The sequence below is a fragment of the Acidovorax sp. genome (assembly GCF_046339755.1).
Lineage (GTDB): Bacteria > Pseudomonadota > Gammaproteobacteria > Burkholderiales > Burkholderiaceae_C > Acidovorax.
The window spans coordinates 40233-59082 of record NZ_JBKDTZ010000100.1 but is presented as its reverse complement, the minus strand read 5'-3'; the positions used below and the strand labels follow the sequence as shown (position 1 = coordinate 59082).

Genomic DNA, 18850 nt, shown 5'->3' with positions numbered 1-18850 from the left:
TCGATGCTGAAGGATCCGCCGCACAATCCGGAGCATGGGATCAGAGGCTCGCCACCACCACTATGTGCCGCAAGGATACCTGCGAGGCTTTGGGCACAAAAAGGGGAAGAACTGGTTCGTCTTCGCCAACGATCTGGGTACCGGCCGCTCCTATGAGGCCAACACGCGCAACGTCTGCGGCGAACGCGACTTCATGCGATTCGAGTCAAAAGGCCATGCGCCTGACGTGTTGGAGAAGGAGCTGAGCAAGCTCGAGGGTGCGGCCTGCCAAGCCATACGCAGTGTGGTGCAGACAGCGAAGTTCGAGTCCGAGGACAAGGTCTTGATTGTAAATTTGATGGCGCTCTTGGCGGTTCGCTCGCCGGAGCGGCGCGAGAGCATGCGCCAGTCTCACGAGACTGTGGCCAAGCGACTGCTTGATCTGATTTTTGCCGACAAGGAGCGCTGGGATACCGAAACAGACAAACTCGGTGACGCCAATTCCAGCAAGGTCTCGTATGAACAAGCCAAGGAGTTTCACGAGCGCGCGGAGTACACCATCGAAGTGAATCGAGAAAGGCACATTCTCAACGAGTTCGGTGTATTCGATACCGTGTTGCAGCTGCTAGGCCAACGCCAGTGGACCCTCTACACCACCAGTGGCGAGTACGGGGAGTTTGTGACGACCAACCGCCCGGTGGTGATCGCCTACAAAGAGCCCGAAAAGGTGCCGCCCTTCATGAGACACAGCCCAGGATTTGGCCTGACGGAGACAGAGGTCTACTTCCCGCTCACAAAGCATGCCTTCCTCATTGGGCGCTGGGACAGGGGTGGGCAAACAGAGGTGGCGACCCAGTCTTTCATCGCGGCGGCCAACACACACATGATGGCGTACTCGTACGGGCAGGTCTATTCTGCCGAGCGAGAAATTCTCCATTGCGACGAGTCGACCAACATGCACTGGGATGCTGAGTTTTTGCGCCGTTTCAACCCGACGGTCGCATAGCGTTTCGCGCGAGTGCGTGAACCTGCAACTGTGAGCGTTGGTGCTTTTCGAGCTGTGAAGCGACCCCGCACCCAGCTCTTTCCTGCGCTGTCGCCACAGCACTGATTGACCGGATCGAGGGCCGTGGCGTTGGCGTCCAAACATGGGCGTGGTAGCTAACACGCCCATGTTATTGGGGCGAGGCACGGACTCCGAGAACAAGTCCTGCCGCTTGAGGCTCCGATGATGACCCTAAGCGTAACCGGCCACGGCTCCTGGCATCTACCACTTCAGACTGCGACCATGCGCAAGCCGTAGCGCTGGGCGTCTTCTCGCGAGGGCCACCAGCTCAGAATGGAGCCCGCATCGCCGCTGGCAACTTCGATCCCGTCATCCGTTTAGATGCGAGTGAACTCGGGAAAGTCCAAGACGAATTCCTCTCCTTCGAAGTCGATCACCGCCTTCAGGCCGCACCAGCCAAAATCATTCGATCCGTTGTTGCTGCCCAGATCGATCACGCCGACCACGCGGCCGAGCGGATTGGGGGACAAAAATTCACCAGGTGCGTTCAGGCGCTGCGCCTCACCAGATGCATAAATTCTCATTGGCCATCCTTCATGGAAACGCGCATGCCAGGCCCCGTTGCTCCCCACGCCGGCAGGCCGCAAGGCTTAGCAGAAACCACTGATTATAACAACAGTTTTCACAGTTCGCAAAATTAGTCAACGCTACCTATAGTGTTTTGGATAAATCCACTACCCCATATATAGTGTGCGACAGGCAAGACCAGCATGGAGACTCCTTGTGATTCGAGTTGCCTTTTTCGCTAACGCGTGCCCTCAGGGGTAGAAAGGCATCCCATGTCATTGGCTCTCAGCGTCGAAATCAGCTTCATCAAGAAGAACCCCCGCTACGACCCGTTCCATCCCATCTTGTACGTGGGCGGGAGTTTGCCCGCCATCTGGCACCAGGACATGCGCACCGCTGCGCAGATGCAGTGGGATCGCACGGTGCAGTTCTATGTGCAAAGCGGTCTGCGGCGTGTCAATGTCGTCGCGGAGTACGGGCCTTCAGGCCTGCTGCATCTGCGCACCGAGCCCGACGGCACGCTCACCAACAACCTGTTGAGCCTGCCCGAGTTTCCGTTCTTCTACGATTTGATCCTCGGAGGTACGCCTGCACCCCAGGAAACGTTGCAGTCGCCCCGTGGACTCCCCGGCCTTGGACTGATTGGTGGAGCCCTCAAAGATCGCGCCTTCGGGCCGATCAACCGCTGACAACCGGGGACCACGCACCTTCCACGACGTGAAGATGATTTGGAGGATGGACCAGCAGGCGCCATCATCTTCCATTGGAGGTGCGCGGCTCCGGCGTCGCCTGAATGGTGTCCAGGCGGCGCATTAGTTCCTCTGTCAGCTGCTGGCGTGCCGACTCCGCTGCAGCGGTCGCGGCGAGCAGCCGCTCCAGCTCCAGGTTCCGCTGGGTGGCCTGGTGCAGTTCTGTGTGCAGGCGGGCAAGGTCCTGCTCCTGGCCCAGGGCCTTGGCGGACATTTCCTCCAACTGCTGGGGCATGCCCGCGAAGCCTTCGGCAGCCTGCTGTGCACCCTGCAACTGCGCCTGTAGCTGCTGAAACTGCGACTTGAGCTGCGCCAGTTCGCGCGCGAGCGCCTGGTTCTGCTGGTGGTCGTTGCGCATCTGCTGCTGGTTGGCCGAAACGGCCGCATTGGCCTTGGTCAGTTCCGTCTGCAGGTACTGCAGTTGGTGCTCGTGCTGGCGTAGCTCGCGCTCGCGCTGCTCCTTGGACGCATCGCGGAAGTGCTCAAGCGCCTCCCTGGCGTGGGTGTGCTTTTCTTCCAGGGACTGGCTGTGTGCTTGGGCACTCGCAAGCCGGGTCTGCAGCTGAGTCGTTTGCTCGACCAGTTGGGCCTGCTCGATCGCCTTGGCGGCCAACTGCCTGCCGGCGTGCTCGAGAGATTCGCGTTCCCTGGCCAACTCAAGCTGGGTTTGTTCCAGCTGCCGCCTGGCCGCGGCCGTTTCGCTCTTGGAGGTCTCCAGGCTGGCCTTGTAATGCGCCTCCTTGGCGTTGAACTCCTCCATCAGCGCAACGACCCGTGCGTTGGCATCGAGCTCCAACCTTGCGGACAGGCGGCCGACCAGTTCAGCGAGCTCGTCGCTGATGCTGATTTTGGGTGCCGTGGCGTGGGCTTCCTCGTCTTCGATTTCCTTGAGGTACCGGTGGATGGTCACCTTGGAGCCGGTGTTGCCCAGCTCGACCCGCACCGCATCGATGGACGGGTACTTGCCTTGGCTGATCAGCCTATCCCTGGCTCGCAACACCTCAGACTTGTAGATCCCCGCTCTGGCCATGGCTTCCTCCGATTTTTTCGTACTGTATTACATACCATGATATTACATACCATTAATTGCGATGGGAACGGGAAAATTTCTAGAAAATTCGGAGCAGTTAATAAGGGTTTATCTGTTGTGATGCCAGAAAAAGCCCGGCAAACGCCCAACCACGGCATGTAATGCGCTGGGAGGGGGTGTTTTAGTGGGAGTGACGTCCGCCTCATCGGCTGGCGGTACGGCGAGAAGGCGCAAGGCCAGCGTACCAGCATTCAAAACAGCGCTCAGAGTGCTTTCCAAGATGCGCAGAGGCGTATCGCCCCAGTCTTCATGCGCGCAACTTGGGCCAAAAATCGAATCAAAATGACCAGAAGTCGACTCAATTTTGCACTAAACTGGATCATTAACGATACAGCCTGTGGAACACCTTTCCGAAGTCCTCAAGATCCTCGACGGCGCTCTTAAATCCAACCAGAGCATGGCGGCCAATTACGCGGGCCTTCTGGCAGATAAGCTCGAGCGCGATGGTAGCCGTCGTGAAGCCTCTGCAATTCGCGAGCGGCTCGCGCGTGTGCCCGCGGCGCTTGCGTCGGCGCAGCTCGGGACGCATGTTGCACCTCTTGGAACCCTTCCGGTGGACGGGGACAGTCGGTTGAATACCGTGGACGTGAGTCGTCCTGCACCGGGTTCTGTGCAACTGCTATTGCCCAGCGGGCTGCAAGCAAGGCTGCAAGACTTCTTGTCCTCGATCCAGCACCGCGACAAGCTTTTGGCCGCTGGCGTCTCTCAGCCCAATCGCTTGGTCATGCACGGTCCACCGGGGACAGGCAAGACGCAAACGGCGCGGTGGATCGCTGGCCAATTGCAGCTTCCACTGCTGACCGTCAGATGTGACACTCTGATCAGCAGCTTGCTGGGCCAGACCAGCCGCAACCTGCGGCGCGTTTTCGATTACGCTCAGGAGGTCCCATGCGTCTTGTTTCTCGATGAGTTCGATGCTCTGGCCACCGCCCGCGGCAACGAACGCGATGTCGGTGAACTGCAGCGCGTGGTGATAGCACTGCTGCAGAACATCGATGCCTTGCCGGATGAGACGATTCTGCTGGCTGCGACGAACCATGACCAGTTGGTGGATTACGCCATCTGGCGGCGGTTCACCTACCGCCTAGCCATGCCTTTGCCGGATCAAGAACTGCGTGAGCAACTGTGGGCCCAGTTCCTGGGTGCCTACGCCCCATCGCCAATGAATCTCTCGGACTTGGCTCAGCGATCCGAAGGGCTTTCCGGCGCTGCGATTGAGCAAGTGTGCCTGGATGCCAAGCGCACTGCCATCTTGTCTGCCAAACCGAAAGTCGAGGAAACTGAGGTTTTCCGCCGCCTTGGGCTGACAGTCGCAATGAACAACGGGCAGAGGCTGCACAGCTTGCAGTCCGAGATCCAATGGCTGCGCCACTGGCATCCCAAATTCTTTTCTCAGAGGGTATTGGCCGCTGCATACGGGGTGTCGCAGCGACAGATCAGAAACGCGATCGAGGAGGAGAACATCTATGGCAACCGAGGAGATGAGAGCGCGTAGCGCGCGCAGCAACAATCCGTTCCATCGGATTCCCTTTCAACGCGCGGACCTGTCCGCACCAGAAAATGGTGGCGGGGGCATCAAGGAACTAGTGCCTGTGACGCCGCAGTACAGGGCGGCGCTGATCGAAACACTGGTGACGGCAGCCACTGCATTGCATCCCGAGATTGCGCTTTACCCAAACTCACCGGGAGTGTTGGTTTTCAAGCTGCGTGACACTGCCATCGCCAAGTCGCACCGGCCCAACACACTCGTGGCAGAAGCTGAGCTTCAACCTGCCGGAGTTGGGCGCATCGAAGAGATGCTGGTGGCAGCCAACGCTGCAAGCCTCGACACTCTCTCTGTGGTCATCCTCAGTAGAAATACACAGCAGATCCGGGCCAATCTGTCTGCCATCGAGAAAATCCAAGCTTGGGACAAGAGCCGGCGTCTACTAGCACCAGTGCCCGAACTGCGCAGGCGCGGTAGAGCGTTACTCAGCCTTTTCCGATACCACGCTCCGGATGCTACCGCCCGCAATGTCGATGCCCTGCGCGCCGTGTTTCAGAAGTTCAAAATTGCTGCTACTCCGATCCCGCAGCGCTGGGGGCCACCAGTATTTTTGGTTGACCTGGGGACGATCAAAGATGAGGCTCTGGAAGCTCTGAGCATGTTTCCAGGTCTTCGCTCGATTTTTCCGGAGCCGAGGGTGCAGTCCACAGCTGCTATACCAGGCTTCGTGCCGGGACCATTCTTGCCGCCGCTTCCCGGAGACGTCCTTCCCATCGTTGGCGTATTCGATACAGGCACTGCGGCGAGCGCGACCAGCTTGCGGCCATGGATTTCTTCCTCGGACCCATACGTTCTACCGCCCGAAACCGATCATGTGCATGGAACGGCAGTTGCCTCCCTCGTGGCTGGCGCCAAACTGCTGAATGATGGTCACATCTTGCTTCCCCCAACGCGGTGCAGAGTTCACGACACCTGCGGCCTTGAGGCGGCAGGAGGCAATGTCACAGATTTGATCATTCGCCTCTCCGATGCCGTGGGCAAGGCGCCCCATGTGAAGATTTGGAACCTGTCCCTTGGCGCCGGCCAAATCGGGGATCAGGACTTCAGCTACTTCGCACAGCAATTGGACGCGCTGAGCGACCAACACAAAGTGCTTTTTGTCGTCGCTGCGGGCAACTACGTTGGCTTGCCACGTCGAGGATGGCCGGTCTCTGACCCAAACCTCCAGGATCGCCTGAGCAGTCCTGGAGATTCTGTACGCGCCCTGACAGTCGGGGCCGTTGCTCACCTGGATTCGCCCGGAGCCGTAGTGGCTGCAGGGCATCCCGCACCGTATTCCCGGAGAGGGCCAGGTCCCGTTTTTACGCCCAAGCCAGACTTGGTGCACGCGGGTGGAGGCGTGCACTCAGAATGGAATGTGGGACCCAGCAGCCTGCAGATGCTCAACCCCACGGATGCGCTATATGGGAGCTTTGGCACGAGCTTCGCAACCCCTATCGTAAGTTCGGTTGCCGGGCATGTCTGGCAAAGCCTCGACGGGCGCCCAGATCTCGCCGTTGCGCCCCACATGGTCAAGGCGCTCCTGGTCCACGCAGCGCGGCTGGCCTCCCCGGACTATGGAGCACAGGAAAGGCGCTACTACGGCTCTGGCATCCCCAAGGATGCGCTCTCGGCGCTGTATGACAGCGATGATTGCTTCACGATGATGTTCGAGGCCTTGGTCGTGCCGGGTTTCAAATGGCGCAAGGCTCCATATCCCATTCCAGCGTCTCTGTTGCACAACGGCAAACTGCGGGCCGAAGTGATCATCACGGCCGCCTATTCGCCGCCACTCGATCCCAGTGCCGGTGCCGAGTACGTGCGCGCCAACGCGAATGTCAGCTTTGGCGTGCTAAATGGCAACAGGATTGCCGGAAAGGTGCCGATGGAGGGTGAGGCGGGAACCACAGGTTATGAAGCTGCGCAGATCGAGCATGGCGGCAAGTGGTCCCCTGTCAAGCTGCACCGAAAGAGGTTCCCAAACGGAGTCGCAGGAGACCAATGGGCAATCCAGGTGGATGCACTGTTGCGTGCCAACGAACCGCCTCTGGCAGAGCCACTGAACGTCGCGTTGATCGTGAGCTTGCGATCACTGGATGGGAATGCTCAGGTCCATGCGGACGGCGTGCGCTCGCTGGTAAGTTCTAACTGGGTGCGGCAGCAGCTGCCGGTGCGTGTCCCAGTTCATGTGTGACCGAGCGAGAGTAGATGAGGAAAAAAATCAATCCTACGCTTCGGTACGAATCACCCTGACGATCAGGACTCAAGGTAGCCCGTCCGTTACTCACCCGCAACAGCGGTTTGGTATGGGCGCTGCGGACTTCTCCACCAGGTCGGCGTCGCTGAGACGCAAGTCCTGAAGAATGTTGCACTTGGGCGCTGGGCCTCCAACGCATTCCTCAGTGCACGCCGTCACGAACTTGCTCAGGCTGCGCTCCAGTGCCTGCAGGTCGACCAGCTTAGCCCGCACGGAGTCGAGGTGGACCTGGGCCACTTCGCGTGCTTCCACGCAGTCCCTGTCAGCGCTGGAGGCCAGGGACACCAGCGTCTTCGTGTCGTCCACGGAGAACCCGAAGTCACGGCAGTGACGGATCAGCGTTAGCAGCTCCTGCGCATCCGCGCCGTATACCCGGTGCCCGCTCGGCCGGCGCACTGCCTCAGGAATCAGGCCGACCTCCTCGTAATAGCGGATCGCTGAAACGTTCAGCCCGGTGCGCTCGGCCAGCGCTCCGATGGTCAGTTGGGCGGCAGGGTTATTCATCGAAGGTCCTTGCATCTCAAGCTACTTGAGGTTCTAGAGTCAGTCTATCCGAACTGCTCTTTGCAAGGAATCCCGATGAAAAAACCCCTTCTCACCACCATCGGCCTGGCCGGCGCTTGCGCAGCATGCTGCGCCGTGCCGCTTCTCGTCCCCATCATCTCTGGTTTGTCGGTGGCCGGACTGGTTGGGCTGGACTGGAACCGGCTTGCGGCCAGCCAAGAGTATCTGGCCATCGTGCTTGGAGTCGCTGTTGCATTGGCGGTGGCCCTGGGACTTTGGCTGGCCCGGCGCCGGCGCACGGCAAGCGCTTGTGCGGCTCCCATTACGCCCAACGGTGGTGAGTCGCAGCTCGCATCCTCCTGTGGATGCAGCGGGCCTTCCAAGTCCGCTTCGAACGGGAGGGCGCTGTGAGTTCTACCACGACAGCCCAGGCCGGTGCGGTCTGCAGCCTCGATGCCGATGGCCTCTCCAGCAGGCTCATTCGCATTGCGTTCCTGGCACAGCGCTATCTGAGGTCCGACCGCCAGGAGGGCCGCACTTTGCACCTGACTTACGCCAAGGAAGCGGGTCCCGAACTACGGAGCATCCTGGAGCTCGAGCGCCAGTGCTGCCCGTTTCTGGTTTTCGATCTGAAGGAGGAAGACGCTGCGATCAAGCTGGCCATCTTGGCCCCCGACACAGACGGCTTCACAGCATCGCTCTACGACCACTTCCGCGGCACTGCCATCTCCAAACCCTCGCGAGGCTGCGCCGGCAGCGGGTGCGGTTGTGCTGCGTAGGATCTTCGCAGTCATGTCCACATTTCGACACCTACTGCTCTGGCTTCTCCTGCTTGTCGGTGTGCCCGTGACCGCTGCGCCGGGAGCCACCGTATCCACGCCCCAGGTGCGCGCGCAGTTGGTGGTGCATGCGCCCCAAGGGCTCGGTGCGGGGAAGACGGCCTGGCTCGGTCTCGTGATCAGGCACGAGCCGGACTGGCACACCTACTGGAAGAACTCGGGCGACTCCGGCCTGCCCACCCAGCTCACCTGGCAATTGCCTGCAGGTGCTACGGCGGGCGAGATCCAGTGGCCTACGCCCAAACGCATGGTCGTCGGGTCGCTGGCCAACTATGGCTACGAAGGCACGGTACTGCTGCCCGTGCCGCTCACCATGTCCGAGGGATTCTCTGGGCAGGCGCTACGGGTGAAGCTCCAGGCGGACTGGCTGGTGTGCAAACAGGAGTGCATCCCACAAACGTGCGAGTTCGAGCTGATCGTGCCTGCGAATGCGGCATCCACATCCGATGCCGCGCTGTTCGAAAGAGCATTCGCGGCCCAGCCGAAAGCGCTGGCTGGCGTGGACGCGCAGGGAGCCATTGATGGCGAAATGCTGGCCGTCACCCTGCGTGGATTGCCATCCGCATGGACCGGTGATGCCTTTGAGTTCTTCCCAGAGGATCCTGCTGTCGTGGAGCCTGCGGGAACCATCTCAGCGTCCCGGCGAGGACATGATCTGGTGCTTCGCATGCCTCTGTCAGCGCAGCGCAGCGAAAGCCCTGCAGTCATGAAAGCGGTTCTGGCTCGCCCCGGAGACCATGCGGGTATTGCCCTCAACTTCGCTGTGTCGGGTTGGCCGGCACCGGGTGAGCAGGCAGTCGCCGCGAGCGTCGCCGCATCGCCGGAGCCAGGGCTCGCAGGGGGAACCGGGTTGTTGGTCGCACTGGCGTTGGCTTTCGGCGGGGGCCTGCTTCTGAACCTGATGCCCTGCGTGTTTCCAATCCTGTCGCTCAAGGTGCTTTCGTTTGCCCGGCATGCCGGCGACCGCAAGGCTCTGGTTGCCGGCGGCCTGGCCTATACCGCGGGTGTTGTCGCTTCCTTCGTAGGGTTGGCCGGCCTGCTGCTTGTACTCCGCGCGGGTGGAGAGGCCCTGGGCTGGGGTTTCCAGCTGCAGTCGCCACTGGTGGTAACGGTACTCGCCATCCTGTTCACGCTGATCGCTTTGAACCTGCTGGGAGTGTTCGAGTTTGGCTCCTTCATGCCCAGCGGTATCGCCACCATGCGTGCGCGCAGTCCCTTGCTGGACCATGGCCTGACCGGGGTGTTGGCTGTCGGTGTGGCTTCACCATGCACGGCGCCCTTCATGGGCGCGGCGCTGGGGGCAGCTCTCACCATGCCTTTGCCGCAGGCGCTCGCAATCTTCACATCACTGGGCCTGGGCATGGCGGCGCCGTACCTGCTGGCCAGCGCCTGGCCTGGGTTCTCCGATTTGCTACCCAGGCCAGGCGCATGGATGGGCCGGTTCAAGGTGCTCATGGCCTTCCCGATGTTCGCCACCGTCGTCTGGCTCGTCTGGGTACTAGCGCAGCAAATCGGTGTGGACGGTGCAGCTGCTGTGCTGGCGCTGCTGGTTGCCATCTCGTTTGGTGCGTGGACCTATGGCCTCTCCGGGGTCGGCCCCAAGAGTGGGCGGCGCTACAGACTGGCGGGTGGGTTGGTGGTTGCAACGGCGCTGGTATGGGCATGGCCGCTTATGGGCACAAAGCAAGATGTCGTCGCCGCTACCACCAGTACCTTGAAAGCACCACCCTCGGCATCCGCTTGGCAGACCTGGAGTCCGCAAGCCGTGGCCAACGCGCGGGCGGCGGGGCAGCCTGTCTTCGTGGACTTCACGGCCGCCTGGTGCGTGACCTGCCAGGTCAACAAGCGCACCACGCTCAACGATGCAGCGCTACAGGCCGAACTCGCAGCCAAGGGCGTGCGCCTCTTGCGCGCCGACTGGACCAACCGGGACCCGGTGATCACCCAGGAACTGGCTCGGCTGGGGTGCAGCGGGGTTCCTGTGTACGCGCTGTATGGCCCCGGGGCAGCGCAGGCCGACTTGCTCCCCGAGATCCTGACCATAGCCAAGGTGCGCGAGGCCATCGCCCACTGGCCCGCCGTTTCATCAACCTCCAAGGATTCCTTATGAAAAACCTGATTGCCACCGCCGCTGTTCTCACGGCGGTCTTCGCCACTCCCGTCACCCATGCACAGGCGGTCGTCGGGCAAGCCGCTCCTACCTTCCAGGCGACCGACGTGAACGGCAAGACCGTGCAGCTGTCCGACTACGCGGGCAAGCATGTCGTCCTCGAGTGGTTCAACCCGGGTTGCCCGTTCGTGCAGAAGCACTACAACAGCGGCAACATGGCCGCCACCCAGAAAGCGGCCGTATCCAAGGGGGTGGTCTGGATCTCCATCAACTCCGACGCGCGCGAACCAGGCGACAAGAAGGCGGCCGCCTCTTTCCCCTCCTGGCTTAAAGACAGGGGTGCATCACCCACAGCCGTGGTGCTCGATGGTGCAGGCACCATCGGCAAGGCCTACGGCGCTCGCGCAACGCCGCACATGTACGTGATCGACCCGCAGGGCAAGCTGGTCTACGCCGGAGCCATCGACAGCAAGCCCAGCACCAACCCCGAAGACATCAAGACGGCGACCAACTACGTGAGCCAGGCCCTGGACGAGTCACTGGCCGGCAAGCCCGTCAGCAAGCCCAAGTCCCAGGCCTACGGCTGCAGCATTCACTATGGGTTGGGTGACACCTTGAAGAACCTTTTCAAACCGGCTGGCTGACGCCATCCATGCAGGATCGGGGTTGCGCGTACGGGCATTGCACAAAGGCTTTGCCTGGCATTGCGATACTACGGCCGCTGCGCGAACGCCTGTCCTGCAGCAGACACCTTTGCCAAGCTTGACCCGAGAGCCATTGCGTATGCAGAACACCAGAGATGCCCTTGAGAGGCACCAGATTTCGATGTACTTCGTGGCCGTGGTCGTTGCCACGGTCGTCGCCTTGGTGATTCCCGGCACGGCAGTGCTCGAAGGTGCCATCAACCCGGCCCTCGCGCTGATGCTGTACGTCACCTTCCTGCAGGTCCCGGTCGCAGAGCTGCGGCATGCGTTTGGCCAGGTGCGGTTTCTTGGCGCACTGCTGGTCGCCAATTTCGTCGTCATCCCGCTGCTGGTCGCAGGGCTGATCCAGTTCCTGCCGGCCGATCCTATGCTTCGGCTGGGCGTGCTGCTGGTGCTGCTCACGCCGTGCATTGACTACGTGGTGACGTTTGCCCATCTGGGCAGAGCCGACTCTCGCCTGCTGCTGGCTGCGACACCCACCTTGCTCATCGCGCAGATGATTCTGCTGCCCGGGTACCTGGGCTTGTTCCTGGGTGAAGACGCTGCGCGCCTCGTCAATGCGGGTCCTTTCATCCACGCGTTCCTGTGGCTGATTGCTGTGCCGCTCGTGCTGGCCGCCCTGACCCAGGTGTGGGCAGCAAAGACCGAACGTGGGGCGCGCGCCTCGGCGCTTCTTGGTTTGCTGCCCGTCCCATCGACCGCGCTGGTGTTGTTCATCGTGATCGCGGCTGTCTTTCCGCAGCTGGGACCAGCGACCGGGTCTGCGCTTGCCGTTGTGCCTGTCTACGTCGCGTTTGCGATCCTGTCGCCGCTGATTGGCTGGTTGATAGCGCGGGCCTTCAAACTGGCCCCTGAACCCGGCCGCGCGGTGGCCTTCAGCGCCAGCACCCGCAACTCACTGGTGGTGCTGCCACTCGCATTGGCGGTGCCTGGTGCGATACCGATCCTGCCGGCGGTCATCGTCACGCAGACACTGGTGGAGTTGTTGGGCGAACTTGTCTACGTACGGCTGATACCAGCCTGGGGGCACAAGACTGCAGCTATCGAAACGACTGCCGCATCGCCAGCGCCACCAGAGCGCCGATCAAAGCCGGCACCGTGATGGCGGCCCCCAACCAGAAGTAGGCACCTGCGGACGCGGATGCCTTTTCCCCTCGCCTGGGCTGGCAGCAGCATGTCCATCCAAAGCCGAACTGAGGCTCGTCGGTGCGCGGCCTCTACTTTTGACTGCACTTAGACACCGTGCTGACAAAACTGTAATGCAGCGGTCAGCGCCGCGAGGGGGCCAGCTTTTTAGACTTGTCTCCGTGGTGCAGGAAAGATTGCATCTCCTGAATTCCCAACCGGGCTTCCCTCTAACCATTGACCTCAAGGACCATCATGAAACTCAAGACCACCATCATCATCCTCGCGCTGAGCGCAGCCCCTGCATTCGCCTTCGATGCAAACCATGGCGCCAAATCCAAGACCCGCGATGAAGTCAAAGCCGAACTCTCGCAAGCACTGCGCAGCGGCGACATCATGGCAGGCGGGGAAATCGGCGCCAAAGTCAGCGAGCTCAACTCCGGCCGCTATCAGTTGACGACCCCAGCACTGGGTAAGACCCGGGAACAGGTGCGGGCTGAACTGGAACAGGCCGTTCGTGCCGGCGACATGCTTGCCGCCGGCGAGTCCGGATCGAAGCTCAACGAACTGCAGCCCGAGTTGTATCCAGCCAAGGTGGCGCAGGCCGGCAAGACCCGTGAGCAGGTCAAAGAGGAGCTCGCACAGGCCATCCATACCGGCGACCTGATGGCCGCAGGCGAGGATGGTCGCAAACTCAACGAAATCTTCCCTGGCCAATACCACCCGCACCACGCTGGCTCGACGGCCGCGCATTCGGGCCACCGCAATGGCCAAGATCTCTGAACATCCGATTCAGAATCCCGCGAGTTGGCTTGGCGCTCATTCCACGCCCTGTTGGGGTGGGCGCCAGGGTCGTTCAAGGGTTGAGGGCCTGGTGCCGCCGGTAAGGTATGGAGTGCTTGCGCTGGACCCGCATCGGTACTGTCTCGACTGCCCAATTGAGCCGCATCGCTGTTCTAGCTTTTCTCACGCTTTACCAGGTCCGCTGAGCAATCCCAGACCTTGACGTAGACCGATTCTCCAGCAACCACGCTCACGTCTGCAGGGAGACGCGCAACGGTCCAGCGTGACCGACCCACCTCTCTCCACTGGACGATGGCAAAGCGCTCTGGCGCGCGCCCAAGCTGTGTGGGCATACATCGGCGCTTATTGAAAGCCAAGTCCTGCGCCGTGGCTTCAATCCTGCTGACCTTACCAACTCGCCAACCATCTGCCCATGGCAGGGAGCCCTCGTACACCGGCGTCGCGCAGCCAGCGACCAGCACGGTCACTACGCACGGCGCCAGCAAGCGCAACAGGCGTGCGCTGACCTCTGGCAAGCAGGAACTGGCGGTGGACATCCGCGCGGGGATCACACAGAAGCCCTCCAGTGATCCGCACCGGCATTCGACGCGTCGGCCACAGCCGTACCGCAGGCTTCAGTTTCCAATTGGATGGTGGTGTGGGTGATTTCGAACTGCTTTTCCAGCATCTGATTGATGGCCGCCAGCATGGCCTCTGGGTGTGCCGCGTCGGGGTTGTACACAATGTGTGCGCTCAGGCTTGTCTTGGCGCTGCTCACTGCCCAAACATGCAGTTCATGTACGGAAGACACCCCTGGCATATCCGCCAGTGCCTGCTTTAGCTGAGGCAGGTCGATGCCGTCGGGGACTCCTTCCAACAGGATGTTGAGCGTCTCCTTCAGAAGGATCCAGGTGCGTGGCAGCACCCACAGGCCGATAGCTACCGCAATGACGGTGTCCACCCAGTTCCATCCCGTGAACAGAATGACCAACGCTCCCACGATGACGCCAATCGAGCCGAGCAGGTCGCTCCACACTTCAAGATACGCGCCTTTGACGTTGAGGCTGGAATCCTTGCCAGAGGTTAGGAGGCGCATGCTCACGAGGTTGACGATCGTGCCGAGGACAGCGATCACCAGGACTCCCGTGGTTTGAACAGCAGGCGGGTTGCTCCAGCGTTGCCACGCCTCGTAGAGGATGTAGGCCGCGACGCCAAACAGGAGCAAAGCGTTGAACGCGGCAGCCAGGATCTCGAATCGGTGATAGCCGAAGGTGCGACGGTCGTCTACAGCCCGGCGGCCGACGCGAATGGCTGCCAGCGCAATGGCCAGAGCCGCCACGTCGGTGAACATGTGTGCGGCATCGGATAGCAGAGCCAGGCTATTGAGCATGACGCCGCCAATGACTTCGGCCAGCATGAAGCCGCCGGTGAGCATCAGCGCGAAGCGCAATGCCTTTTCGTTTCCCGCCGCCGGCAAAGCGTGATCGGAACCTTTACCCATGGTCTGTCTCCTGAGATTGAATCCGGTTGCTCCGTTGACTGGGCTTGTCCGCGGTCGCGTTCGGGCCCTTCGTGCTCAATGTCGGCGCCGGTTCTGCGGTTTTCCAGTAGTTCGGCATTTCAATCGGACTGCCTGCCGCTCCCTCAGTCGCTTGGCCAGGCGTCGGCTGTACTTGGTTCGAATTTCCATCGGGGGATGGCGTTTGAGCCACATGTGCCGCAGTCTCCAAAACACAAACACCGAGATCAACAAGCCGATCCAGATCCAGACCAGCTTGGCAAAGAGCCCGCCTTGAGCCGCTTGCATTGACATGGATCGCTCCTTTTGCCCCTCGGGATGGGAACATACAAGCGCCGAGGGGCGGTCCAAGCCCGCCACTACGGTGACGTCGCCTGGACGAGAATCGTTGACCGCAGACAGCTCTATCGCCCGCTCTGAGTGCTGGGGGGCAATGGTCCAGACAGCGTTCGTGTTACTTCAGCGTGAAGCGGACGGAAGCGACCGACTTGCCGGCCTTCGAGACAGCGACGACTGCTTTGGTACCGGCGGGGACTTTGAAGCTGCCCGTGGCTTCCAGCTTGCCATCACCGGCTTGGAGCTGGACATCCTGCTTGTCGCTGCCTGCCAGCAGAGTGACCTTGGCGGTCATTCCCGCCACTGCAACTGGCTTCCCGTGGTCGCGCATATAGAGCTGCAGCTTGTCGGCGCTGGCAACGAATTCGTACTCGACGTCCTTGGCTTCCGCAACGGCACCACCGTGCATCGGCTTTACGTCGTGGCCGTGGTTGTCGGCAGCGATGGACGCGCCCGAGATCGACACTGTGAGGGCGAGGATGAGATGGGAGAGCTTCATGACAGTTCCTTTGGGGTTGGAGAAAAGGGAAGGTCCCGCGATCAGCGGGACCGTCTACGGCTACACGGGCTTCGGTGCTTCAGGGTGAGAGGGCTCAGCGGACACGTCCTCAGCTTCTTCATCGGGCCTGTGGGCCAGCCGATAAAGAATCGGCAGCACGAGAAGCGTGAGCAGCGTGGATGAAAGAATTCCGCCAATCACCACGGTTGCCAGGGGACGATGGACTTCAGCGCCGGTGCCTGTAGCGATGGCCATGGGAATGAAGCCCAGTGAGGCCACCAAGGCGGTCATCAGAACGGGCCGCAAACGGGTCAGAGCGCCTTCACGGATCGCCTCGTCAAGGCCCACACCGCCTTCTCTCAAGCTTCGGATGTAGGAAATCATCACCAGCCCGTTGAGAACGGCCACCCCCGACAGCGCAATAAATCCTACCGCCGCTGAGATAGACATCGGAATATCGCGAAGCCAAAGCGCCAAGATGCCGCCCGTCAGCGCGAATGGAATACCAGTGAAGACCAGCAATCCATCCTTGACGTTTCCGAACATCGCGAACAAAAGGACGAAGACCAGCAGCAAGGACACGGGCACGACGATCTGCAAGCGCTTCGTAGCCGATTGCAGGTTCTCGAAGGTTCCACCCCAGCTCGTCCAGTAGCCCGTAGGGATCTTGATTTGAGCGAGGCCTTGCTCGGCGTCAGCCACGAAAGATCCCACATCGCGTCCGCGCACGTTGGTGCTCACCACAATGCGCCGCTTTCCGTTCTCGCGGCTGACCTGGTTGGGCCCTGGTGCCAGATCGAACGAAGCAACCTCACCCAGCGGAATGAAGTTGGTCTTGCCCTCCGTGCCCGTTCCGGAGCGTGGGAGCGCAATGGGCAGCCGCTTCATTCCCTCCAGGTCGTTGCGCAGGGCTTCGGGCAGTCGAACCAGGATGTCGAATCGGCGGTCGCCCTCGAACATGGTGCCAGCCTCACGTCCGCCGATGGCCGTGGCCACGGTGTCCTGGATGTCGGCGACGTTCAGGCCATAGCGTGCGGCCTTCTGGCGGTCGATGTTGACCGTGAGCATCGGAAGGCCTGTTGTCTGCTCGACCTTCACCTCGGATGACCCCTGGATCTTCTGCAGCATGGCGGAAACCTCTTCGGCGGACTTGTTCAACACGGCCATGTCGTCACCGAAAATCTTCACCGCCACGTCGCTTCGCACACCCGAGATCAGCTCGTTGAAGCGCAACTGAATGGGCTGGGAGAACTCGTAGTTGTTGCCAGGAATTTTGCCAAGGACTTCCTGAATCGCGGCAAGCAACTCGTCTCGGGTCTTGCGAGGCTCAGGCCATTCATCCACCGGCTTGAGCATGATGTACCCGTCCGAAATGTTCGGCGGCATGGGGTCCGACGCAATTTCGGCAGTACCGGTTCTCGCAAAGACGCGCTCAATCTCCGGAAACTTCGCTTTCAGTGTCCGCTCGATCTGCTGCTGCATAGCCACCGACTGGGACAGGCTAGTGCCCGGAATGCGCAGCGCCTGGATGGCAAGGTCACCCTCATTGAGGTTGGGAACGAATTCGCTGCCCATGCGGGTGGCGATCAATCCGCACAAGACCACAGCGACTGCAGCGATGGTGAGAACGAGCGTTTTGGCGCCCATCACGCGATCGAGCAGCGGGGCGTACATGCGCTTGGCATAGCCAAGGAGAAAGTTCTCCTTCTCGCTGACCCGGTTGCCGATGAAAAGGGCAACCGCTGCCGGAATGAACGTCACCGACAAAATCATCGCGCCGAGCAGTGCGGCGACCACGGTGAATGCCATCGGGTGGAACATCTTTCCTTCAACACCCGTGAGCGCGAAGATGGGCAGGTACACCACCATGATGATCAGTTGCCCGAACAGCAAGGGGCGGCGCGATTCCTGGGACGCGAGGAACACCTCATGGAAGCGCTCTGCCCGGGTCAGCGGCCGCCCGTGATGCGCTTGCGCGTGGGCAAGACGCCGAACACAGTTTTCAACGATCACGACAGCACCGTCAATGATGATGCCGAAGTCCAGGGCCCCGAGGCTCATCAGGTTGGCACTCACCTTGTACTGGACCATGCCCGTGAACGTGAAGAGCATCGACAAGGGAATGACCATTGCGGTGATGATCGCTGCGCGGATGTTCCCCAGGAAAAGGAACAGGATCACGATCACGAGAACCGCGCCTTCGAGCAGGTTTTTCTTCACCGTGCCGATGGCCTTGTCGACGAGCACCGTGCGGTCATAGACCGTCACCGCATGCACACCCTCTGGAAGGCTCTTGTTGACCTCCACCATCTTCTTGTCTACCGCCTGGGAGACGGTCCGGCTGTTTTCTCCAATCAGCATGAACACGGTGCCGAGAACCACTTCCCGTCCGTTGTCCGTGGCAGCTCCGGTTCGAAGCTCCCGGCCAATTCCCACTTCGGCCACGTCCTTGACGCGCACGGGCACGCCGTTGGCGCTGCTGAGGATCACGTTGCCGATGTCCTCCAGGGATTTCACCTGGCCAGGCGCGCGGATGAGGTACTGCTCGCCGCGCTTTTCGATGTAGCCCGCGCCCACGTTGCCGTTGTTGCGATCCAGAGCGGTCACTACGTCCTGCAGCGTCACGCCCAGCGAAGCCAGGCGCTCGGGGATGGGCGCGATCTGGTATTCCTTGGCGAAGCCGCCGATGGAGTTGATTTCCGTCACGCCAGGAACGTTGCGCAGCTGCGGCTTGATGATCCAGTCCTGGATCTCGCGCAGGTCGGTCGGGGTGTAGGGTGAGCCGTCGGGCTTCTTCGCGCCGTCCTTGGTTTCGACGGTCCAAAGGTAGATTTCCCCCAGCCCGGTCGAGATGGGCCCCAGCGCTGGCGTGATGCCAGCCGGTAGTTTGTCCCGGGCCTCCTGGATACGCTCGTTGACGAGTTGGCGAGCGAAATAGATGTCGGTGCCGTCCTTGAAAATGACGGTGACCTGCGACAGTCCATACCGTGAAAGCGACCGCGTCTGATCCAGGTTCGGCAGGCCGGCCATGACCGTCTCAATCGGGTATGTGACCCGCTGCTCGGTCTCAAGGGGCGAGTACCCGGCCGCCTGCGTGTTGATCTGGACCTGGACGTTCGTGATGTCGGGCACGGCGTCAATAGGCAGCTTCTGGTAGCTGAAGACGCCGAAGGCCGCCATGGCGAAGGCCGCAAGCAGCACCAGCCATCGCTGCTCGATCGAGAATCGGATGAGTTTTTCAAACATGTATAGGCTCCA

16 protein-coding genes are annotated in these 18850 nt (G+C 61.1%); 10 read left to right on the top strand and 6 right to left on the bottom strand.

Annotated features, from left to right (window positions below):
• Positions 1-34 precede the first annotated feature (34 nt).
• The gene (locus ACK59X_RS08135) at positions 35-985 is read left to right on the top strand and encodes a DUF4238 domain-containing protein (protein ID WP_409956377.1); all 951 of its coding nucleotides are present in this window, start codon (positions 35-37) and stop codon (positions 983-985) included.
• Between the two features lie 377 nt (positions 986-1362).
• Here ACK59X_RS08135 and ACK59X_RS08130 read toward each other — a convergent pair whose 3' ends face one another.
• The gene (locus ACK59X_RS08130) at positions 1363-1569 is read right to left on the bottom strand and encodes a hypothetical protein (RefSeq protein ID WP_409956376.1); all 207 of its coding nucleotides are present in this window, start codon (positions 1567-1569) and stop codon (positions 1363-1365) included.
• Between the two features lie 255 nt (positions 1570-1824).
• Here ACK59X_RS08130 and ACK59X_RS08125 point away from each other — a divergent pair, with 255 nt between their 5' ends.
• On the top strand, positions 1825-2241 hold the full coding sequence (locus ACK59X_RS08125; RefSeq protein ID WP_409956375.1) for a DUF3892 domain-containing protein: 417 nt from the start codon (positions 1825-1827) through the stop codon (positions 2239-2241).
• A 64-nt stretch (positions 2242-2305) separates the two neighbouring features.
• Here the strand turns inward: ACK59X_RS08125 and ACK59X_RS08120 are convergent, their stop codons facing one another.
• The gene (locus ACK59X_RS08120) at positions 2306-3331 is read right to left on the bottom strand and encodes a DNA-binding protein (protein WP_409956374.1); all 1026 of its coding nucleotides are present in this window, start codon (positions 3329-3331) and stop codon (positions 2306-2308) included.
• 397 nt (positions 3332-3728) lie between these two features.
• Here ACK59X_RS08120 and iteA point away from each other — a divergent pair, with 397 nt between their 5' ends.
• Together iteA and iteS are read left to right on the top strand one after the other, a co-directional pair.
• A complete protein-coding gene (gene iteA / locus ACK59X_RS08115) occupies positions 3729-4886 on the top strand; it encodes an anti-phage ATPase IteA (RefSeq protein WP_409956373.1) in 1158 nt (385 codons plus the stop codon).
• A complete protein-coding gene (gene iteS, locus ACK59X_RS08110) occupies positions 4858-7110 on the top strand; it encodes a S8 family anti-phage peptidase IteS (protein ID WP_409956372.1) in 2253 nt (750 codons plus the stop codon). Before iteA ends, iteS begins: the two co-directional genes overlap by 29 nt.
• Before the next feature lie 90 nt (positions 7111-7200).
• Here the strand turns inward: iteS and ACK59X_RS08105 are convergent, their stop codons facing one another.
• On the bottom strand, positions 7201-7677 hold the full coding sequence (locus ACK59X_RS08105; protein WP_409956371.1) for a MerR family transcriptional regulator: 477 nt from the start codon (positions 7675-7677) through the stop codon (positions 7201-7203).
• Positions 7678-7752: 75 nt separating this feature from the next.
• Between ACK59X_RS08105 and ACK59X_RS08100 the strand changes: the two genes are divergently transcribed.
• From ACK59X_RS08100 to ACK59X_RS08075, 6 genes are all read left to right on the top strand, one after another.
• Positions 7753-8088: a hypothetical protein gene (locus ACK59X_RS08100; protein WP_409956370.1), complete on the top strand. Its 336-nt coding sequence runs from the start codon at positions 7753-7755 to the stop codon at positions 8086-8088.
• Complete coding sequence (locus ACK59X_RS08095; RefSeq protein WP_409956369.1) at positions 8085-8456, top strand: hypothetical protein; 372 nt, start codon at positions 8085-8087, stop codon at positions 8454-8456. Before ACK59X_RS08100 ends, ACK59X_RS08095 begins: the two co-directional genes overlap by 4 nt.
• A 13-nt stretch (positions 8457-8469) precedes the next feature.
• Complete coding sequence (locus tag ACK59X_RS08090; protein WP_409956368.1) at positions 8470-10626, top strand: protein-disulfide reductase DsbD family protein; 2157 nt, start codon at positions 8470-8472, stop codon at positions 10624-10626.
• On the top strand, positions 10623-11270 hold the full coding sequence (locus tag ACK59X_RS08085) for a thioredoxin family protein (protein ID WP_409956367.1): 648 nt from the start codon (positions 10623-10625) through the stop codon (positions 11268-11270). The genes ACK59X_RS08090 and ACK59X_RS08085 overlap by 4 nt, the downstream gene beginning before the upstream one ends.
• Positions 11271-11409: 139 nt before the next feature.
• Positions 11410-12432: an arsenic resistance protein gene (locus ACK59X_RS08080; RefSeq protein ID WP_409956366.1), complete on the top strand. Its 1023-nt coding sequence runs from the start codon at positions 11410-11412 to the stop codon at positions 12430-12432.
• 278 nt (positions 12433-12710) lie between these two features.
• Positions 12711-13238 carry a DUF4148 domain-containing protein gene (locus ACK59X_RS08075; protein WP_409956365.1) on the top strand — a complete coding sequence of 176 codons (528 nt, stop codon included), beginning with the start codon at positions 12711-12713 and terminating at the stop codon, positions 13236-13238.
• Between the two features lie 568 nt (positions 13239-13806).
• On the opposite strand, the gene ACK59X_RS08070 is transcribed toward ACK59X_RS08075, so the two are convergent.
• The 3 genes from ACK59X_RS08070 to ACK59X_RS08060 all read right to left on the bottom strand — a co-directional run bounded on the left by ACK59X_RS08070 (position 13807) and on the right by ACK59X_RS08060 (position 18838).
• Entirely contained in the window at positions 13807-14739 is a 933-nt protein-coding gene (locus ACK59X_RS08070; protein ID WP_409956364.1) for a cation diffusion facilitator family transporter, read from the bottom strand.
• A gap of 472 nt (positions 14740-15211) precedes the next feature.
• Entirely contained in the window at positions 15212-15592 is a 381-nt protein-coding gene (locus ACK59X_RS08065; protein ID WP_179684647.1) for a hypothetical protein, read from the bottom strand.
• Between the two features lie 60 nt (positions 15593-15652).
• The gene (locus tag ACK59X_RS08060) at positions 15653-18838 is read right to left on the bottom strand and encodes a CusA/CzcA family heavy metal efflux RND transporter (protein ID WP_409956363.1); all 3186 of its coding nucleotides are present in this window, start codon (positions 18836-18838) and stop codon (positions 15653-15655) included.
• Between the last annotated feature and the right edge of the window lie 12 nt (positions 18839-18850).